We start from the raw sequence: 15,582 nt of genomic DNA, 5'->3' as shown, positions 1-15,582 counted from the left end.
AACGGTCATGGCCTATTTCCGATCGCGATTGGTCGGACGCGACCAGAGCAGGTGATGCTCGTCGTCACGGGACATGGAGCGAAGCAGGTTGGCGCGCAGGGGATGGGCAAAGGCCGGGTCGTCGATCTGCACCGCGACAAAGGCACCGGCGCGCTCGCCTGTACGGTTCCAGCCAGCGCCGATCTCGCTGCCGGTTTCGGCATCGCCGAGCAGCACACGCCAGTCGGGTGCATTGTCACTGTCGTTCGATGGAGCCGGGACGAGCGTCACGACTGCATCGAGCGTGAGGGTTCGGATTTGCCCGGTGAAACTGTCCTGCGCGGAATGAAAGACGCCGATCATCATGGCCTGTGCTCCTGGTTGGTGGTTGGGGAAGCGGCGGATGCACCAAAGCCTCGCCAGCGCAGGGACTGGTCAGGTGCATCACGGGTAAGGATGGGGTGTGCCGTGCCGATAAGACCGGCTGCCGGCAGAGCGCCGAAATAGCGCCCATCAAGACTGTCGGGCGCCGGGTTCAGCAGGAACAATTCGTCTGGCCGAACGCGGTGACAGCCCTGCCAGCTTGGCAAAGGCCGACCCATTCTGTCGTGCGATTTGGCTATGGCGACACGGTTGCCGTCCACCGAGACGACAGCGCCGGCGCGGCACGCCCATTGCCCGGGCAGAGCCACGACATGTTTCATGAGCGGCACGCCAATTGGCAGATAGTGGCGGTCGGCCATCATCCGCGCGGTCGCAGTCGGCGGCACAATGGCGACCAGTTCGCCGAGCCTTGGGCGTGTATCGGCCTCGAGGCGATAGAGGCCGACGGGCGCACTGGCGCTCGCGTTCCACATTATTCGCGGTCGCGGCGACAGCATGGCGACTGCTGCGAACCCGGCGCTGAACAAGCCTGCCCACAGTATCGTGGCGCGAACATAGCGGCGGCGGCTCATGCTTCGAGCGCCTTGCGCCGGAGCCAGGCCGCGTGCCGCTCCGCTGTGTAAGCCCTGAACGGCATTCCGGCATTCAGCCGGTTGCCGACGTGGCGCCAGTGATCGGGCGATGCGTCGCACGGATCAACACCGGCGGCTTCGACCGCATCGACGGCCTGCAACACCTGTGCGACCTTGGGCCAGCCCTCGATGTGCAGCAGAATGTCAGCGCCGGGACGGACAAATGGCAACGTCGTGTAGGCCTCGCCCGGTGCCACTGCCATCACGATGTCGATGCACGAATGGATCGTGCCATAGTCGTTCGAGGTCCAGCGCACGAAAGCGAAGACCGCGCCGGGACGGAAGGCGATGACGCGCGTGCGGCGGTTGATGATCGTGTCAGCCGCAATGCGACCGAAGCGGATCCATTGTTCGTAGCGCTTCTCGATCCAGGTCACTTCGACCTCGGTAAGCGCGCTTGCTGTCGCTGACCTGATGGCCTGCGAGGAGCTGTGCCGCTGCGCAGTTGGCTCGCTCATGGCCGCGCTCCTGCCACCGCGAACCCGACACGCTTGACGCGGGCGTTGAGCAGGCCCGTCGCACCGCGATTATCCACAGGCTGCAAAAGGGTTAGCAAGAATCCGAAGGATTCTTTTCTATTAGCATCGTTAGAGGAGCGCCGATTTGCCGCAGAATTCTGCGGGTTTCCGCATGGTCTCGGTTTTCGATAGGCCGAGGATCGGGTTTCCGATGGGCCGAGTCCGACGGTTTTTAATAGGCCGAATGTCATGCCAACTTCTCCACAGGGAAACCGACGCGCCGGGCAGCGGCAACGAACGGGTCGACGGGGATGGGTTTGAAGATCAGCCGCTCGCGGCCGAAGCTGTGCTCAAGGCTCAGATGGTAGCCCGGGAGAGACTGCCGCCGGACGATGGTCCGCAGCTCGAATGCGAATTGCTTGAGCGGCGAAAGCGCACCTGATTTGAGATGAAGGTGCGGAACGTCGAAGCTCCAGCCACCGCGCTGATGTCCACCATGCTTGCGCACGATACGGTAGAGCCAGCGCTCGACGCCCCCTGTCAGCGCAAAATAGGCGCGGTCGATCGTCAGGATCAGGCCGCGATCAAGCACACCCGCATAGAACCAGTCGGGCAGGATGAGCTCGATGCCAATGGCGCGGCCACGGTCGTCGAGTGTCTCCCGCCATTCGTTGATCCAGGAGAAGCGGTGGCGTCGGCGCTGGTGTTGCTGGCGGATCGACGTGGCAACGGTCGTCGATTGCAAGCGGTCGAGCGCTGCGCGCAGCCGCTCATAATGGTCCTTGCCCGTTCCGCGCCCGATGAAGGTCAGAATCTCGTGCGGACGGGCGGCAATGTGCCGAGATGTCGGCCGGCCTGCGTCGCGCGCTTCGACGAGCTGACTCGCCGCCCAAATCAGAATGTCGGCATCCCAGATGGTCGCCATGCCGTGTTCGGCTACGGCTTCGACCGAGATCCATGTGGCCCCCATTGCGAAGTCGATCGGCGCGGAGCGCCGCGACTTGGCAAGGCTGAAAAAGGGCCAGGACATCAGATCCTGAGCATCGCGCGCGGCAATGTCACCGGGCATCGAGTAGAACAGGTCGGGCTGTTGCTGGGGGCTCACCAAACGCATCAGCGGCGCACCGGGCGTGCAGACAGGCAAATGCCTTGTCCGGGATCGGATGTTGAATTGCGGCGACCATTTTGCGCCCAGGCATCGAGATCGACTATGGCATAGACAATCCGCCGACCGAGCTTGTGAAAGGCTGGCCCCGTCCCATAGCAACGATGCTTTTCAAGTGTGCGGGCTGAGAGACCCAAATGCACGGCAGCATCGGGCGTCCTGACATAGCGCGGGAATACCGGGACGAAATCTCCATCCATGAAACGTCTCCTGTGAAGTGCCGGACACAAGGGGTTGGCCCGGCGAGCAGGAGGCGAGATTTGAGATTTTCAGGGACTTGGGTGAACGGACATAAGGCGTTGCTGCCGAATGTCCCGATCAGTGGCCGCTCAACAGGGCGATATAGCCGCCGTCGCGCATAGCGAGCGCCTGTCGCTGCCAGCGAGCAATCCGTTTGCGCTCGCTCGACGTATCCCATTCGGCGGCCGAATATTGCCCGGTATCGCGGGCGATAAGTTCGATGGCCAATTCGCGTGTGGTTGCGCCGCCAGACAGCGCATCAAGCAACCGAAGCCATTGGACCAGACGCCAGTGCTCTGACGGACCGGGCGCAAGGCAGAACGGGAGCTTCTTCACATGCCCGAGACGGCAATGATCATGAAAATCGGAAACGGCGGCCTTTCGTGTTTCCCAAAATGCGTCGCCCGGAAGAACATAGGCGAGCGGTTCGGTCTCTGTTGTCTCGCCGCGAATATTCAGGCGGTAGCGGCGCTTCGCCGTCGAGAGGACGAGATGCCGCCCTTCCTCATCGCGGTGCTCGGCCGCGATATCCATGCCGTCGACAATTTCGGCTTGGCTGCAGCCGTCACAAGGGAATGGTGCCGGGCGCAGAAGGATGACGCTGGCCGCTGTAGATGGGTGCCAGACAATCGGGAGATGGTGGGCTGGAAGATCAGGGTCCGCAGCGAAAGACCAACCCCCAGTGCCGAGCCAGACGACTCAGCGCGAGTGGCGCATCGTCAACGGCTTCAGCATATTGGTCGCGGTATTCAGGATTGCGGCGCAGGAATTCCTGCGCGAAATCCGTGCGGTCATAGTTTTCATACGCTTTGGCGTAATTCTCCGAACGCCAGTCGGGCGGCTTCTCCATCGCACCTCTCCTATGAGGTTTTTTTGGAGTCGAACGATCACGTCGGAGCCGTGACGAGAGAAGTGCTCGAGTCAGTTCCGGGCTCCCCCGCGGCAAGGCACAATCGATTGCGCCAGATTGGTGCTAAATGCCCAGTTTCATTGGGTTCGCGGGACCATCAGGTGCTTGTAGCCGTGTTGCGTCATCCACTTGGCGCGGGCGAGATGAGTATCATAGACCCTTCGCGCGCGATCCGGCTCACTGGCAGGATCGATGGCGAAGATGATCGAAACCACCTCTTCCCATGATGCCTCGTCCTTTTCGGCATCCAGCAGGCGAAGATACGTGACAAGGTGGCGCTCATCATAAGCGCTCAATCGGTCTGACTGCGGTGGTTCATCGGCAAACTCAGGAGCCGACATGGGTCTCTCCTTGTAGCAAAACCTGTTTAGCGACTGCGCCCCTGCAACGCGCGCAGAGAAGCAGGGTGAACTTATCCCCAATCGGGCAGTGCGCTATCCCCAGCACGGGATAATGCCGAGCCCAGATTGCCGGGACAAAACATTCCCAGAGGCAATGATCTGCCTGTTGTAGTTCAGAAATTGTAAAATTGCTGCTGAGATTCGGTGAATGGCGGTGGGTTTGCGTTCAACGACCGCCAGGTTTTTCGAAAAATCGCACGGGATCGACGGCAAGTTCTTCTGCGAGTCGCTCAATTGTGTCGAGCGTCGGCGAATTGGCTGCGCGTTCGAGAAGGCCGACATAGTTTCGGTTGATTCCGGCACGATGCGCCAATTCCTCCTGCGAAAGCCCACTGGCGTGTCGCAATCGCCTTAAATTCGTCCCAAAAATCTCCCGAAGCCTCATGCTTCGTGGGTCGGCGTAACCCTAATATACTGCCACCCAATATACTAGGGATTCGTCATCGCCCGGTGTGACCCGGGCGATGACTTGGCCGATTCAATGGTCGTTGCGGCGGCTCGGGCGGTTCCAGACCAGATCGTGACTGCCGTCCTCGGCTTCGAACAGCTGGGCGAAAATGGGTGCCATGAAGCTGGGGTCGTCGAGCTTCACCGAAAGGTACGGACGGTCGTCCTGGGTGTGCTTTTTCCAGGCTGCGCCGATTTCGACTTCGCCGATGAGGACCCGGTGAGTGGGGGCATTGCCGCTGGTGTTTTCTTCCGCGACGATCCTGACTGATTTGGCCTGAAGGGCGAGAGTGACGATCTGGCCCCGGAGTTCGCCCGAAACCATCTTGAAGTTGCCGATCTTTGCCATGGGTATTTCCTTTCCGTTGGACGGGACCGCGCCAGTGCGGCCTCGATGCGCGGATAAGGGTCAGCCAGTGGCAGGCGCCGCAGCGTCAGCCCGCAGCGTTAGCGAAGGACGGTGTGGCCGGGCTTTCTTGTCTCGCGAGGAACGGCGGAACGCCGGGGGAAGAAAGTTCGGCAAGCACCGTTGCGGCAAGCCTGCCAAGCGAAGCGTCTGGCTGACATGGGCGCGGATCGAAAGAGGCCGTACTGGTCGGTTCTGCCGGGAAGGACGCCAGTTGCTGATCGCATGCACTGGCTCGGGTGAACGCTGGCACTGAACCCTCGGTTCAAAATCGGCAAAGCAAAGGAAGCGACTGGACCGGCGGTATTGGCCCCTCACGCCATCACTCGGCCGACATGGATTGGCCTGTAGAGGCTTGCCCAGCCACGGGAACGGCAAACTGTGGGGTGACGCACGTATCACGCTCCGACATCGTCACGCTTCGCCATGCCGAGAGGGATGTCGCCATAGCAGCGATGGAACCAAGGATCGCCAGCAGCATGCTGTTGTCCGTTGCCAGTGATCCAAGCGCGTGCGCGGCCTGAAAGCCGGCGAATCCCGCGGGTATGGCAAAGAGGAGCGCGATCCCGGCACGGATCATGGGAGAGCGGATAAAGGCAATGAGGCTCTGTCCAATCAGAAGCGTAGCAATGCCTGCCGCCAGTCCGCCTAGGATTGCTCCGAGATGGCCAACATCGTGGCCGAGCAGCAGGAAAGCACAAGTGAGCCCGGCATAGACAGGCAGCGCGTAGCTGGCGAGGCGGAAGAGCAGCGCGAGCACATAAAGGCCAGCAACGGCCCCGAGGATGAGAAAAATGGTCATAAGCGTCCCTTGTCTGGACGCGCTCGCCACCACCACCTCAGCGCAATCTGCGGTGCAAGAATAGCACGACAGGGCGCAGGCCGAAAAGGCGAAATGTGCCTGAGATTAGCGGCTGAAGGGGTCATATTCGCGAACCACCTGTTCGGGGTCGCCATCAAATTCGTCAGCGGGGATGACGAAGTAGCCCTGATTGGTTTCAATGAGGACGATGACCGTCATCAGCGTCCGGGAGAGGTTCCAGCCAAGCGATTGTGCGGTTGCCAGTGGCATGTTGCGGCTCCTGCCTTGGAGCGGGACCACCCCGCTCGACAGTCGCCCCACAGGCCGGGGGCTGGCCGCAATCACCGCAGCAAAGCTGCGGCCGCACGCGCACGCGTAGCGGACCCTTTACGGGTTGATTGAAGGAGGACAGGCTTCGAGCCCAGGGATCAGCGGCTAATGCGAGCGAGTGGTTCTGCGGCGGTTCGAGTTATGCCAATTGCGCCAGTCAGATTCCGGCGGTGACATATTCTTCAGGCATCCGCCGTTGACGGCCAGTTTCTCAAGATCGGTCAGGCGCTACGCGGCCGGCAATATCGATATGTGCGACCTCGGCGATCCGAAAAAGACTTTACCTTGCGCTGTTCTGGCGCAGCACGCTGCCCCTCGGCCAAGGCGCCCGACTGCTAGCAGCGAGATGAGCCGTTTCACACCACACGTCAGGCGCAAGTTCGGGCGACATTGATCGACAATTTAGCTGCAAAAAGGGGGCTCAAAATTCACGAGCTACGACCGGCTTTCCCCACGACGCCCCAACCTGTACCAAAATTGGAGACAATATGGAGACAATGGGGGTCTCGGTGAGGCGTTGTCTCCAGAATTTCAAGGGTCGCCGGTCGGCGAAATCGTTGATTTTCTGAGAGAAAACTGGAGCGGGCGAAGGGATTCGAACCCTCGACCCCAACCTTGGCAAGGTTGTGCTCTACCCCTGAGCTACGCCCGCTCTGACGTTCGAGGCCTGCCGTGTTTGCCGGTAGGCCCGGGGTGGAGGCGCGCCACTAGCAGTGCCTTTTTGGGGTGGCAAGAGGGAAATCGAAAATTTTTTCATCCTCCCTAACAGAGCAACGCAAAACCGGCATTTCCGACGCAATGACCCTTCACAAACGCTCGCAAAGTCCCGATCTATGCAACCGCAGCACAGTTTAGGAGCAAGCACTTTGGCCAGCATGGGTCTCAACCTCGACGAACAGAAGGCAGTGGACCGTTTTCGCCAGTCCGTTGTCGAACCCTCGATGACGCAGTTGGTGATCCTCGATTTCTGGGCCGAATGGTGCGGGCCGTGCAAGGCGCTCACGCCCGTGCTCGAAAAGGTTGCCGCCGAATATGCCGACAAGGGCGTGTTGCTCGCGAAAGTGAACGTCGACGAGGAACAGTTCATTGCCTCGCAGTTCCAGGTCCGCTCGATCCCGACCGTCTATGCGATCTTCCGCGGCCAGCCGGTTGCCGACCTGACCGGCGCACGCACCGAATCGCAGCTCAAGTCCACGCTCGACCAGCTGCTGGAAAAGCTTCCGGTCGAACCCGGCGGCGGTGAGCCGGAGGCCGATCTGGCACCGCTTCTCGCCATGGGCGAGGAAGCGCTGGCAGGGGATGACGCCGAACGCGCCGCCAGCATCTTCATGCAGATCGTCGAAATGGCCCCCGACAATGCCGAGGCGCTCTCCGGCCTGATTCGCAGCTTCATCGCTTCAGGACGCCTTGAGGAAGCCGAGCAGGTGCTCGGTAGCCTGACCCCGGAACTGGCGCAGGATGCGCATGTGGAGCGCGCGCGCGCTGCCCTGCAGCTGGCCAAGGACAAGCCCGACGACAGCGAGCTGGCCGCCCTTCGCACCGCCGCGGCCGAGCGCCCCGACGACATGGACGCGCAGCTTGCCTTCGCCAATGCTGCCTTTGCCGCCGGTGAGCGCGATACCGCTGGCGAAACGCTCCTGGCGATGATCCAAGCCGACCGCGAATGGAACGATGGCGCCGCGCGCGCCAAGCTGCTCCAGATCTTCGAAGCCGTCGGTCTGGAAGATCCCTGGGTCTCGGCAACCCGGCGCAAGCTCTCGACGATCCTGTTCGGCTGACCCTCCGTGACGCGCATCACCATCTTTCCCCTGCCCGGGGTGGTTCTCTATCCGGGACTGCAGCTGCCGCTGCACATCTTCGAACCGCGCTACCGGGCGATGATAAGTGATGCGCTCGCGCGCGACCGGCTGATCGGCATGATCCAGCCTCAGCGGCCAGAGGAAGGCGCCCCGCTCTTCTCGATCGGCTGTCTGGGCCGCATCGGCGACGTTGAAGCGCTCGAGGACGGGCGCTTCAACATCATTCTCGAAGGCGAATCGCGTTTCCGCATCGTCAAGGAACTCGATGTCACCACCCCGTTCCGGCAGGTCGAGGCCGAACTGATCGAGGAGAGCGAGGACGAAGCCCTCGCCCCGGTCGAGCGCGCCAGCTTCGAACGGGAAGCGCGCCGCTTTGCCGACATGCAGGGCTATGCGGTAGACTGGGATCAGGTCGCCCGGCTGGACGACGTCTCGCTGATCAACGGCGTTTCACAGATCGCCCCGTTCGACCCCGCCGCCAAGCAGGCCCTGCTTGAAGCCAACGGGCTGGGCGCGCGATGCGAGCTGCTCGTGCAGCTCATGCAGTTCTTCGGCCGCCACGGCGAAGGCGACGAAGAAGGCGTGACCCTGCAGTAGAAGCGCGCACGGCGGCGGCTCAGGCCGCCGCCGGGAAGCGCAGCACGGCGGTGACGCCGTCGATTACGTACTGCGCCGCCAGCGCGGCCAGCAGGACGCCCAGCAGGCGGGTAATCACCGCCTCCACCTTGTCCCCCAGCACCCGCATCAAGGGCCCGGCGGCAGCAAGCGCGGCAAAGCTGAGCAAAAGGACGAGCAGCATCGCGCCCAGCACGGCAAAGGTCTGCTCGATGCCCTGGGCGCGCGCGGTCAGCAGCATGATCGTGGCGATAGAACCCGGCCCGGCGAGCATCGGCATGGCCATCGGGAAGACCGACACGTCCTCCACTTCCGGCGTCGCCATGATTTTCTCGGCCCGCTCTTCGCGGCGCTGCGTACGCTTTTCGAACACCATTTCGGTGGCGATCATGAACAGCATGATGCCGCCTGCGATGCGAAAGGCATTGAGCTCGATGTGCAGCGCGCCAAGCAGCTTTTCGCCGAACAGCGCGAATATGACGAGAATGATCGCGGCGATGACGCAGGCACGGGCAGCCATCGCAATGGCCTGCCGCCGCGTGGCGTCGGCCGAAAGTCCGGCATAGATCGGCGCGCACCCGGGCGGGTCGATGACAACGAACAGCGATACGAAAGCCGAAAGAAACAGCTCAAGCATGGAATTCTACCTGGCGTCCTCGGCACTGACTTTCAGGGAAAGCACGGGCTTCATCTCGCCATCCTTTCGCAATGACACGGTAAGGGTTCGGGCAAAGTCGGGTTCGACGTGGTAGGCCCAGGTCAGCGTGCCGTCGTCCGACGTGCCGCTGCCGTCCATGCCTGCAACTTTGATCGGCTCGCGGTCGCGGCGCTCATCCTCGGCCTTGCCGCGATAGGCGCCCGGCCACTCGCCGCGCGACGGGCAGTCGGCTACGGAGGCGGATAGCATGAAGGGCTTGTCGAGCGGCTTGGCCAGCGGCGCGCCCTGGTCGAGCACCCAGCGGTATTCGCCCTTCTTGTCCAGCCGCCAGATCGTCGTGAAATAACCCGCCGCGCCGCCGGGCGCCTGATAGGCGCCGCGAGTGACGCCCAGCGAACCATCACAGCTCATCCAGACCTCGTAAGGCTCCCACTGCACGGGCTGCGCGGGGTCGGATCGCCCGCCGAGCCACGACCTTGCAAGGACCGGCTGCGGCACGAACATGATCGCGGATTCGTCGGAGGTCTTGCGAAACGCCGTCCATTGCCCCTTGTCATGCGCGAGGCGATTGAAGGCGATTTCAGCGGCGACCAGCGCGCTCGGATTGGCAGTGCCGGGGCCGGGCCGGCGACGCGGCTCGGCCAGTGCCGGGGATGCAAGCACCCCGGCCAGCGCCAGCAGCGCAAGACCGAGCGCGGCAGGCTTCAAATCGCGTTCTCGTCAAGCGCGACGCCGGCGTTGCGATGCGCGGCCACCAGGGTATTGCGCAGGAGCACGGCAATCGTCATCGGCCCCACGCCGCCGGGTACCGGGGTGATCGCCCCGGCAACTGGCAAGGCCGAAGCGAAGTCGACGTCGCCAACGAGCTTCGTCTTGCCTTCCTCTGCCGCGGGAACGCGGTTGATACCTACGTCGATCACGGTGGCACCGGGCTTGATCCAGTCACCCTTGACCATTTCCGGACGACCCACGGCAGCCACGACGATGTCGGCGCGGCGCACGACCTCGGGAAGGTCTTTGGTGCGGCTGTGCGCAATCGTCACCGTGCAACTTTCCGCCGTGAGCAACTGCGCCATCGGCTTGCCGACGATGTTGGAGCGACCGATGACCACGGCATCGAGGCCCGAAAGCGAGCCGAGCCGGTCCTTCAGCAGCATCAAGCAGCCCAGCGGCGTGCAGGGCACGAAACCGGGCAGCCCGGTCGCCAGACGGCCGACATTGACGACATGGAAACCGTCGACGTCCTTGTCCGGATTGATCGTGGCGATGACCTTCTGCTCGTTCATGTGCGCAGGCAGCGGCAGCTGGACGAGAATCCCGTCCACCGCCGGGTCGGCATTGAGCTTTTCGACGAGCGCCAGCAGGTCTGCCTCGCTCGTGTCGGCATCAAGCTTGTGCTCGAAGCTGTTCATCCCGCAGGCAAGCGTCTGCTTGCCCTTGTTGCGCACATAGACCTGGCTTGCCGGGTCCTCACCCACGAGAACCACTGCCAGGCCAGCCTTGCGCCCGGCCTTCGCCTCGAACTGCGACGCGAAAGTGGCGACGCGGCCGCGCAGGCCTTCGGCGAATGCCTTGCCGTCGATAATCGCTGCTTCGCTCATCAGCCGTAGGCCCTTGCGAGATTGCCCAGGATGATCTGGAGGATGGTAAGCCCGATGATCAGGATCATGGGCGAGAAATCGATCGTCCCGGTGCTGGGCATCAGGCGCCTGATCGGCCGCAGCAGCGGTTCGAGCAGGGCATTGAGGGCCTGATAGACCGACGCCACGAACTGGTTGTGCATGTTGACCACGTTGAAGGCGATCAACAGGCCCAGCACGAACTGCACGATCACCACGAACACGATGATGTTCACGAGGTAATCGATGATCTGGTAGAGGGTGTAGAAGAGCAAGTCCTGCTCCCTTTCTTCTGGAACTGGCGCTGCGGCTGATAGCCGAGCAGGCGCGTGGGGAGCAAGGCCGCAGTCTGCAGCGGACCCATGCCCGCCGACGAAAGACTATTGCGGCAGGGTGGAGGTGCGCTCGATCCGCCAGTTGAGCTGTTCCTCGCTGGCTCCCGGCACATCGTTGACGCGGCGCAGGACAATCGTGCCGCGGCGCGAGGGACGTCCATCGGCGAAGTCGACCACCATCGGCGCCTCGTAATAGAGCGATCCGGCAGCGCCCGAGGTATCGCCCTTGCCCACCGCCACCTTCGGCCCGGCATTACCGCCGAATTCCTTCTCGAGCTTCTCGGGCGTCATCTGCGCGTCGAGGCTCCAGGCCCTGGCGGCATCGCCCCAGTCGCCGATGCGGATGGCATTGGTGTAGAAACGCAGCAAGCGTTCGGGATCGCGGCGCTCCTTGAGCGCGGCCATGTCCAGACCGGCGGCCAGGCCGGCGGATGCCGCCCCGGAGGCATCGGCGGAAGGCACTTCCTGAACCATGGCACCTTCGCTTGCCTCGCCGCTGATGCTGGCGGAAGGCTCGGCCATCGGCGGCTCCTTGTCGCAGGCGGAGAGCAGCAGCACGCTCGCCGTGAGCGCGGTGGCAAAAGCGGCTTTGAGATGCATGGTTTTAGAGATGCCTTTCAGACCCTTGGTCCCCTTCGCAAAAATCCTAGCCTGCGCGGATGAGCGTGCCGGCACCTTCCTGCGTGAAAATTTCCAATAACATGGCATGCGATACCCGTCCGTCAAGGACAACGGCGGCTTCACACCCAGCTTCCACGGCATGGACGCAGGTTTCCAGCTTCGGGATCATCCCTCCCGAGATGGTTCCGTCCTTCTGCAGGCGGTCGATGTCGGCCGGGCGCAAGTCGGTCAGCAGCTCTCCCTGCTTGTCGAGCACGCCGTGCACGTCGGTGAGCAGGAACAGGCGCGCTGCGCCCAGTGCCGCCGCGATGGAGCCGGCCATCGTATCGGCGTTGACGTTGTAGGTCTCGCCATTGGGGCCCGGCGCGATCGGCGCGATGACCGGGATCATGCCCGCCGCCGAAATCGATTCGATCACGCTGGTATCGATCCTGTCGGGTTCGCCGACGAAGCCGAGATCGACCACGCGCTCGATATTGCTGTCCGGATCCTTGCTGGTGCGCTGCACCTTGCGGGCGGTGACGAGGCCGCCGTCCTTGCCCGACAGGCCCATCGCGCGCCCGCCGGCCTTGGCGATCCAGCCCACGATCTCCTTGTTGATCGCCCCTGAAAGGACCATCTCGGCCACTTCGGCAGTCGCCTTGTCGGTGACGCGCAGCCCGTCGATGAACTGGCTTTCCACCCCGACCTTCTTGAGCATGGCACCGATCTGCGGGCCGCCGCCGTGGACGACCACGGGGTTGATGCCCACCGCCTTGAGCAGGACGACATCTTCGGCGAAATCGTGCGCCAGTTCGGGATCGCCCATGGCATGGCCGCCGTACTTCACGACGAAGGTGCGACCTGCGTAACGCTGCAGGTAAGGCAGCGCGTCGACGAGCGTTTCGGCCTTGGCAAGGAGCGAGGGATCGTGTGGATTCGGCATGGGGTGCGCTTTAACGCTCCTGCGCGCGATTTGAAGCATTTTCGGCGTTTCCGTCCAGAAAATGGCCGAGTTTCACGACGATCCAGATCACGATCGGGACCACGACGGCCGAGAGCACGACCTTGGCAAGCGCCTGCCCGACCAGGATCCCGAAGATCTCGCGCACGCCGTAGAACGAGATGGTGATGAAGATCATCGTGTCGACGATCTGCGAGAGCGCCGCCGCGATGAAGCCGCGCAAGCCGGCGAAGCGCCCGGTCGCGGCCCGCAGCTTCGAGAAGATCCAGATATTGAGCGTGAGCGAGACGGCATAGGCGCAGATCCCTGCCGCCATCATCCGCCCCGACTGGCCCAGGATTACCGGAAAGGCGGCCTTGGCCGGCTCATACATGCCCGGATCGGTGGGCAGTTGCAGCACGAAGAAAGTCAGCGCGATCGCCATGACAAGCGGCACCAGCCCGAAGCGCGCCAGCCGGTTCGCGGTATCCTTGCCGTAGAGTTCGGCAATACCGCTGGACGTCGCCACCAGGGTCAGGAATGGGAAGATACCCGCCTCCACCGCAAGCGGCCCGATAGACACCTGCTTGGCGCCCAAGACGCCGCCCAGTGTCACCATGCCGCCATAAATCAGCGAGAAGAGCATCAGGCCTGGCGGGCAATTGCGCGATTGCGGCAAGGGGGGCGTGATCATGGTCGGACGATCTAACCGTTCGGCTTCGCAATTGCACTAGCCGCCTTTTGCGCAGGGCATTAGGTTTGCCGGGTTTTTTGGCCTCCTGCGGAGAAATGCGCCGAATGCACGTTGCCTATAGCCTCATCGGCATTGCTCTCATCGCGGCTGTCGCATTCCTCCTCTCCACAGATCGCAAGGCCATCCGCCCCCGCGTGGTCGGCGCCGCCTTTGCGCTGCAGGCCGGCTTTGCCGCCCTCGTCCTTTACGTGCCCTTCGGCCGCTCGCTGCTGAACGGCGCGTCACGGGGCGTGAGCAACTTGCTCGGCTATGCCCATGCCGGGGTGGAATTCCTGTTCGGGCCCCTCGCCCGCCCGGAGATCGGCGGCACCAGCTTCGCCATCTCGGCATTGCCGGTCATCATCTTCTTCGCCTCGCTTATCTCGATCCTCTACTACCTGCGGATCATGCCGCTGGTGATCCGCTGGATCGGCGGCGCGCTGGAGAAAGTGACCGGGATCAGCAAGGTCGAAAGCCTGTGCGCGGCCTCCAACATCTTCGTCGGCCAAAGCGAAAGCCCGCTGGTGATTCGCCCCTACATTGCCGGGCTGACACCCTCGCAGCTGTTCTGCGTGATGACGGTCGGCCTGGCCGGGGTCGCCGGCACGATCCTGGCCGCCTATGCCAGCATGGGCATCCGCATCGATTACCTCGTGGCTGCCGCCTTCATGTCCGCACCGGGCGGCATCTTCATGGCCAAGATGATCATGCCCGATCCGCGCAGGGTGACGCTGGCCCAGGAAGATGCGGCGCTGGAAGCCGCTGCCCGCGGCGCACAGGTCGAGGTGCCGCATGACGAGGAACGCCCCGCCAATATCATCATGGCCGCATCGCAAGGCGCGCAGACGGGCGTGAAGCTGGCAGTCGCTGTCGGCGCGATGGTACTTGCCTTCGTTGCCCTGATCGCGCTGGCCAATGGCGTGGTCGGCTGGGCTGCAGGTCTGTTCGGCTACCAGGACGTCACTTTCCAGTCGCTGCTTGGCTACCTGCTCGCGCCGATCTTCTACCTGCTCGCCGCGCCCGACTGGCACGAGGCGATGCAGGCCGGCAGCCTGTTCGGCACGAAGATCGTGCTCAACGAGTTCGTCGCCTTCATCGACCTTGGCGGCGCGGCAGGTCTGTCCCCGCGGACTGTCGCCGTCGTGACCTTCGCGCTGTGCGGCTTTGCCAATTTCTCCTCGATCGCGATCCAGATGGCGGTGACCGGCGGGCTGGCGCCCAACCAGCGCCCGGTGATCGCCCGCCTCGGCCTGCGCGCGCTGGCCGCAGGGAGCCTGTCCAACCTGATGAGCGCGGCGCTGGCCGGACTGTTCCTCGGTCTGGGCTGAAAGAGGGCGGGAAACCGGGCCGCCCTGCGCCCCCACTTTCACTTTCGCGGCGTGCGTGACCGCCTCAAAATCAGTGTCTTGCGCCTCAAGAGTATTACAGGCAGCATCGGGGCCGGCCATCGTGGAGGATTACCATGGATGAAATGAAGCCCACCCCGACGCCTGCCAATTCAGGTTTCGAGTTCAATAATCCGACGATCATCAGCCTGCTTTATCTTGCCTCGTTCCTGACCGGGGTAACGGCGATCGTCGGCATCGTTCTTGCATTTGTCTGGCGCAACGAACCGAAAGCGGACTGGGAAGTTTCGCATTACCAGTACCTGATCAACACGTTCTGGATCGGGCTGGTCGGCTCTGTCGTGGGCTTCATGCTGATGATCGTGCTGATCGGCTTCCTGATCCTGCCCGCCGTCGCAGTGCTGGTGATCGTGCGCAGCGTGTTGAGCCTGCTCAACGCGCAGAAGCATGCACCGATGCCCAATCCATCAACCTGGCTGGCCTGAACGGGATCTCCCGAAGAAAAAGGAGCGTCGTGGCCAAGTCATGATGCGGTATCATGATGCTCCGCCAGGACGCTCCATTGCTCCGTCCTGCGGCAAGCGTTTCGCAGGAAGAGGCAGCGCCGCCCGGACGGGGATTCGCGCTGTCCGGGCGGCGCCTGGCCGGCTCTGGCGCCTGCTTTCGCTGACGCTTCCTCCGGCACGAGTGGCAGGAACAGGCTTGCCATGTCCTGCCGAACCCGGCTGCACCCTTGTTCCGACGTTTCAACGCCGGGTACAATCCCAAGGTTGCAAGAAT

At 63.0% G+C, this 15,582-nt stretch carries 23 protein-coding genes and 1 tRNA gene; 4 read left to right on the top strand and 20 right to left on the bottom strand.

The window, feature by feature from the left end; all coding sequences use genetic code 11:
* Positions 1-12 precede the first annotated feature (12 nt).
* From PP1Y_RS07460 to PP1Y_RS07405, 13 genes are all read right to left on the bottom strand, one after another.
* On the bottom strand, positions 13-345 hold the full coding sequence (locus tag PP1Y_RS07460; protein WP_013831680.1) for a DUF736 domain-containing protein: 333 nt from the start codon (positions 343-345) through the stop codon (positions 13-15).
* On the bottom strand, positions 342-935 hold the full coding sequence (locus tag PP1Y_RS07455) for a S26 family signal peptidase (protein ID WP_013831679.1): 594 nt from the start codon (positions 933-935) through the stop codon (positions 342-344). Before PP1Y_RS07455 ends, PP1Y_RS07460 begins: the two co-directional genes overlap by 4 nt.
* On the bottom strand, positions 932-1,453 hold the full coding sequence (locus PP1Y_RS07450; RefSeq protein WP_013831678.1) for a DUF2840 domain-containing protein: 522 nt from the start codon (positions 1,451-1,453) through the stop codon (positions 932-934). The genes PP1Y_RS07455 and PP1Y_RS07450 overlap by 4 nt, the downstream gene beginning before the upstream one ends.
* 247 nt (positions 1,454-1,700) lie before the next feature.
* Positions 1,701-2,567 (bottom strand): replication initiator protein A, encoded by an 867-nt coding sequence (locus tag PP1Y_RS07445; RefSeq protein WP_013831677.1) that lies wholly within the window; start codon positions 2,565-2,567, stop codon positions 1,701-1,703.
* Positions 2,567-2,818, bottom strand: coding sequence for an AlpA family transcriptional regulator (locus tag PP1Y_RS25295; RefSeq protein WP_006964014.1), 252 nt, complete (start codon positions 2,816-2,818; stop codon positions 2,567-2,569). The genes PP1Y_RS07445 and PP1Y_RS25295 overlap by 1 nt, the downstream gene beginning before the upstream one ends.
* A 118-nt stretch (positions 2,819-2,936) precedes the next feature.
* The gene (locus PP1Y_RS07440; protein WP_013831676.1) at positions 2,937-3,392 is read right to left on the bottom strand and encodes a DUF2285 domain-containing protein; all 456 of its coding nucleotides are present in this window, start codon (positions 3,390-3,392) and stop codon (positions 2,937-2,939) included.
* Between the two features lie 118 nt (positions 3,393-3,510).
* On the bottom strand, positions 3,511-3,708 hold the full coding sequence (locus PP1Y_RS07435; RefSeq protein ID WP_041558662.1) for a transcriptional regulator domain-containing protein: 198 nt from the start codon (positions 3,706-3,708) through the stop codon (positions 3,511-3,513).
* A gap of 137 nt (positions 3,709-3,845) precedes the next feature.
* Complete coding sequence (locus PP1Y_RS07430) at positions 3,846-4,109, bottom strand: DNA -binding domain-containing protein (protein WP_013831675.1); 264 nt, start codon at positions 4,107-4,109, stop codon at positions 3,846-3,848.
* 226 nt (positions 4,110-4,335) lie between these two features.
* The gene (locus PP1Y_RS07425) at positions 4,336-4,482 is read right to left on the bottom strand and encodes a helix-turn-helix domain-containing protein (RefSeq protein WP_231382252.1); all 147 of its coding nucleotides are present in this window, start codon (positions 4,480-4,482) and stop codon (positions 4,336-4,338) included.
* Positions 4,483-4,647: 165 nt separating this feature from the next.
* The gene (locus tag PP1Y_RS07420; RefSeq protein ID WP_006964005.1) at positions 4,648-4,965 is read right to left on the bottom strand and encodes a DUF736 domain-containing protein; all 318 of its coding nucleotides are present in this window, start codon (positions 4,963-4,965) and stop codon (positions 4,648-4,650) included.
* A gap of 379 nt (positions 4,966-5,344) precedes the next feature.
* Positions 5,345-5,824 carry a hypothetical protein gene (locus tag PP1Y_RS07415; RefSeq protein ID WP_013831673.1) on the bottom strand — a complete coding sequence of 160 codons (480 nt, stop codon included), beginning with the start codon at positions 5,822-5,824 and terminating at the stop codon, positions 5,345-5,347.
* Between the two features lie 105 nt (positions 5,825-5,929).
* Positions 5,930-6,094: a hypothetical protein gene (locus tag PP1Y_RS26095; RefSeq protein WP_006964003.1), complete on the bottom strand. Its 165-nt coding sequence runs from the start codon at positions 6,092-6,094 to the stop codon at positions 5,930-5,932.
* A 637-nt stretch (positions 6,095-6,731) separates the two neighbouring features.
* Positions 6,732-6,806: transfer RNA gene (locus tag PP1Y_RS07405), tRNA-Gly, on the bottom strand.
* 223 nt (positions 6,807-7,029) lie between these two features.
* Between PP1Y_RS07405 and trxA the strand changes: the two genes are divergently transcribed.
* Together trxA and PP1Y_RS07395 are read left to right on the top strand one after the other, a co-directional pair.
* A complete protein-coding gene (gene trxA / locus PP1Y_RS07400) occupies positions 7,030-7,932 on the top strand; it encodes a thioredoxin (protein WP_041558661.1) in 903 nt (300 codons plus the stop codon).
* A 6-nt stretch (positions 7,933-7,938) separates the two neighbouring features.
* Entirely contained in the window at positions 7,939-8,550 is a 612-nt protein-coding gene (locus PP1Y_RS07395; RefSeq protein ID WP_013831671.1) for an LON peptidase substrate-binding domain-containing protein, read from the top strand.
* A 19-nt stretch (positions 8,551-8,569) separates the two neighbouring features.
* On the opposite strand, the gene PP1Y_RS07390 is transcribed toward PP1Y_RS07395, so the two are convergent.
* From PP1Y_RS07390 to PP1Y_RS07360, 7 genes are all read right to left on the bottom strand, one after another.
* The gene (locus PP1Y_RS07390; protein WP_007012359.1) at positions 8,570-9,205 is read right to left on the bottom strand and encodes a MarC family protein; all 636 of its coding nucleotides are present in this window, start codon (positions 9,203-9,205) and stop codon (positions 8,570-8,572) included.
* A gap of 6 nt (positions 9,206-9,211) precedes the next feature.
* Positions 9,212-9,934, bottom strand: a complete 723-nt coding sequence (locus PP1Y_RS07385) for a hypothetical protein (protein WP_041558660.1) — start codon at positions 9,932-9,934, stop codon at positions 9,212-9,214.
* Positions 9,931-10,827 carry a bifunctional methylenetetrahydrofolate dehydrogenase/methenyltetrahydrofolate cyclohydrolase FolD gene (folD, locus tag PP1Y_RS07380; RefSeq protein WP_013831669.1) on the bottom strand — a complete coding sequence of 299 codons (897 nt, stop codon included), beginning with the start codon at positions 10,825-10,827 and terminating at the stop codon, positions 9,931-9,933. The genes PP1Y_RS07385 and folD overlap by 4 nt, the downstream gene beginning before the upstream one ends.
* The gene (locus PP1Y_RS07375) at positions 10,827-11,120 is read right to left on the bottom strand and encodes a YggT family protein (RefSeq protein WP_007012361.1); all 294 of its coding nucleotides are present in this window, start codon (positions 11,118-11,120) and stop codon (positions 10,827-10,829) included. Before PP1Y_RS07375 ends, folD begins: the two co-directional genes overlap by 1 nt.
* A gap of 105 nt (positions 11,121-11,225) precedes the next feature.
* Entirely contained in the window at positions 11,226-11,780 is a 555-nt protein-coding gene (locus PP1Y_RS07370) for a hypothetical protein (protein WP_007012363.1), read from the bottom strand.
* 46 nt (positions 11,781-11,826) lie between these two features.
* Complete coding sequence (gene argB, locus PP1Y_RS07365) at positions 11,827-12,726, bottom strand: acetylglutamate kinase (protein WP_013831667.1); 900 nt, start codon at positions 12,724-12,726, stop codon at positions 11,827-11,829.
* A 10-nt stretch (positions 12,727-12,736) separates the two neighbouring features.
* Entirely contained in the window at positions 12,737-13,417 is a 681-nt protein-coding gene (locus PP1Y_RS07360; RefSeq protein ID WP_007012365.1) for a queuosine precursor transporter, read from the bottom strand.
* A 104-nt stretch (positions 13,418-13,521) separates the two neighbouring features.
* Here PP1Y_RS07360 and PP1Y_RS07355 point away from each other — a divergent pair, with 104 nt between their 5' ends.
* Both PP1Y_RS07355 and PP1Y_RS07350 read left to right on the top strand, forming a co-directional pair.
* Positions 13,522-14,784, top strand: a complete 1,263-nt coding sequence (locus PP1Y_RS07355) for a NupC/NupG family nucleoside CNT transporter (RefSeq protein ID WP_007012366.1) — start codon at positions 13,522-13,524, stop codon at positions 14,782-14,784.
* Between the two features lie 134 nt (positions 14,785-14,918).
* A complete protein-coding gene (locus tag PP1Y_RS07350) occupies positions 14,919-15,287 on the top strand; it encodes a membrane protein (RefSeq protein WP_013831666.1) in 369 nt (122 codons plus the stop codon).
* Positions 15,288-15,582: the final 295 nt, after the last annotated feature.

Source organism: Novosphingobium sp. PP1Y (assembly GCF_000253255.1).
Classification (GTDB): Bacteria; Pseudomonadota; Alphaproteobacteria; order Sphingomonadales; family Sphingomonadaceae; genus Novosphingobium.
This window is presented reverse-complemented; position numbering and strand designations above follow the sequence as displayed.